Source organism: Hymenobacter sp., assembly GCF_035709525.1.
Lineage (GTDB): Bacteria > Bacteroidota > Bacteroidia > Cytophagales > Hymenobacteraceae > Hymenobacter.
In genome coordinates, this window is the sequence record NZ_DASTEP010000168.1 from 1 (window position 1) to 2,691 (window position 2,691).

Annotated in this window: 3 protein-coding genes; all 3 read left to right on the forward strand. The window is 59.3% G+C overall.

The window, feature by feature from the left end; genetic code table 11:
* The first annotated feature begins 125 nt into the window (after window positions 1-125).
* The 3 genes from der (at window position 126) to VFO93_RS14355 (ending at window position 2,673) form a co-directional block, all read left to right on the forward strand.
* Window positions 126-1,445, forward strand: coding sequence for a ribosome biogenesis GTPase Der (gene der / locus VFO93_RS14345; RefSeq protein WP_325135074.1), 1,320 nt, complete (start codon window positions 126-128; stop codon window positions 1,443-1,445).
* An 83-nt stretch (window positions 1,446-1,528) separates the two neighbouring features.
* Window positions 1,529-1,750, forward strand: a complete 222-nt coding sequence (locus tag VFO93_RS14350; protein WP_325135075.1) for a hypothetical protein — start codon at window positions 1,529-1,531, stop codon at window positions 1,748-1,750.
* Between the two features lie 161 nt (window positions 1,751-1,911).
* Window positions 1,912-2,673 (forward strand): response regulator transcription factor, encoded by a 762-nt coding sequence (locus tag VFO93_RS14355; RefSeq protein ID WP_325135076.1) that lies wholly within the window; start codon window positions 1,912-1,914, stop codon window positions 2,671-2,673.
* Window positions 2,674-2,691 lie beyond the last annotated feature (18 nt).

Sequence of the window (2,691 nt, forward strand, 5' to 3'; positions counted from 1 at the left end):
CGTTACGCGCTGCGCGCTAAACGGCGGCCAGCGCGCCTTTTGCAATTAGAATTTCGACCATTTCAACCTTAACTACTCCGGGTACTGCCGCGCCATTGGTCGGGCCGGCGGCTGGAGCCAACTACATGAATACCATTGCAATAGTGGGCCGCCCCAACGTGGGCAAGTCCACCCTGTTCAACCGCTTGGTGGGCCGCCGCCAGGCCATCATGGACAACCAAAGCGGGGTAACCCGCGACCGCCACTACGGCTACGGCGACTGGACGGGCCACAACTTCACCGTGATTGACACGGGCGGCTACGTCTACAACTCGGACGATATTTTTGAGAGCGAAATCAACCGGCAGGTGAAGCTGGCCATCGACGAGGCCGACGTAATCCTGTTCATGGTCGATGCTGAAGCCGGCCTGCACGGGCTGGATGAAGAATTTGCCCAGGTGCTGCGCCGCTACATCGGCAAAAAGCCCATCTATCTCGTTGCTAACAAGGCCGATACCAACCTGCGGGCGCACGGCTCGGGTGAGTTTTACGCCCTGGGTTTGGGCGAAACGGAAATATTCGCCATCAGCTCGGCCAATGGCTCGGGCACCGGCGAATTGCTCGACGCCATCGTGAGCAACTTCGACGAAGTAGGCGAGGAAGAGCCGCACTCCGACCTGCCGCGCATCGCCATCATCGGCCGCCCCAACGTGGGTAAGTCGTCGTTTGTCAATTTGTTGCTGGGCGAAGACCGCAGCATCGTGACCGACATCGCCGGCACTACCCGCGACTCGATTGAGGCCAAGTATTCGGCTTTCGGCCACGAGTTTATGCTGGTGGACACGGCCGGCCTGCGCCGCAAAGCGCGGGTGAGCGAGGACATCGAATTCTACTCCAACATGCGCTCGCTGCGCGCCATGGAAGCCGCTGACGTGTGCGTGGTGCTTCTTGACGCCAGCCGCGGCATTGAGGCGCAGGACGTGGCCATCATCGCGCTGGCCGACAAAAACCGCAAGGGCATTGTTATTCTGGTGAATAAGTGGGACTTGATTGAGGGCAAGGAGACGAATACAGCCCGCGATTTTGAAGCCAAAATCAAGGAAAAGATTGCGCCCATTGCCTACCCGCCCGTCGTGTTTATCTCGGTGCTGAACAAGCAGCGGGTGCACAAGGCGCTGGAAGTCATTATGGAAGTGTACTCGAACAAGCGCCGCAAAATCCCGACCTCGCAGCTCAACGACGTTATGCTGAAAGAGATTGAGAAGTATCCGCCGCCCATTCAGAAGGGCAAAATGGTGCGCATCAAGTACGCCACCCAGCTGCCCACGCACAACCCGGTGTTTGCCTTCTTCTGCAACCTGCCGCAGTACATCCCCGATTCCTACGCCCGCTACCTGGAGAATCGGATGCGCGAGCATTTCGACTTCACCGGCGTGCCGATTGGGCTGGCTTTCCGAAAAAAATAAAATTATTTTGCTACGGGCGGGTTACCTCGGCAGTTGCGTGGCATTAAGGGCCGGAAATCTTCAAAACCCATTTCCCCTTTACCATGAAAAAAGTACTGTTCCTCGCCGTAGCTGCTATGTCGCTTTCGCTCGCTTCGTGCGACAGCAAGAAAGAAGATGCCGCTGAGGCTCAAGGCACCGCCATCAAAGAAGCTGGCGAAGCTAAAGCTGACGCTATGGAAGAGAAAGCTGATGCCGTTCGCGACTCGGCTAACAAAGTAGGCGAAGCCGTAGGTGACTCGGCCGACGCCAAAGACCCCAAGTAATTTCCCGGCGCCCAGCGCCTGCCAAAAGCTCCATTCCCGACCGGGAATGGAGCTTTTTTCATTTTACTGGTGTATCTTTAGGTATTGAGGCGATAGAGCGCTTTTTAGTATAATTATTCCGTTATTTTATTAATAATAACTACAGCAATCCTACGTGACGCATGAGCAAATTCACTCCGAGTGTGCTGGTGGTAGAAGACAGCCCTACGCAGGCTAAGCTACTAAGCACTTGCCTGCTACAGCTAGGTCTGCCGCTGGTGGGGCCGGCCGCCTCGGCTGCCGAAGCCCTGGCCCTCTGCGCTATCACCTGGCCCGCCTTGGCGATTATCGACCTAGGCCTGGCCGCTGGCCACGATGGCGTGGCCCTGGCGCAGGAGCTGCGGCAGCAAGGTCCGCTGCCGCTCATTTTCGTTTCGGCCACCGACGACACCGTGCTGCTGGCGCGGGCGCGGGCCTTGCAGCCACTAGCTATTCTACCCAAGCCTTTCACCATCACCAGCTTACGGCGCATGGTGGAGCTGGCTATTTATGGCCAGGCCCGCACGCCGCTCGACTGGCAGGCCAGCCCGGCCCCGGCCGCCGCGCCCGAGCCGGCGGTGTCGCCGTGGCTGTTTGTGCGCGAGCGCGACGTGCTGATGCGCCTCGGCGCGGCCGACGTGATGTGCGTGCACACCGAGCAGAAGCACGCCGTTATCACGCTGGTGTCGGGCAAGCGCTACTCGGTGCGCACGCCGCTGGCTGAGCTGCTGCTGAGCTTGCCCGACACCTTTGCGCAGGTGCATCGGTCGTGGCTGGTCAACCTGGATTATATCGAGTACGTGGACCCGCTCCTGAGCGTCATCCGGCTGCCGGGTACCATGGAAGCCCCGCTGGGCCGCACCTACCGCGATGAGCTACTGCGCCGCCTCACGCTCATTTCGTAGGGTGCGGGCTGCCGGCTG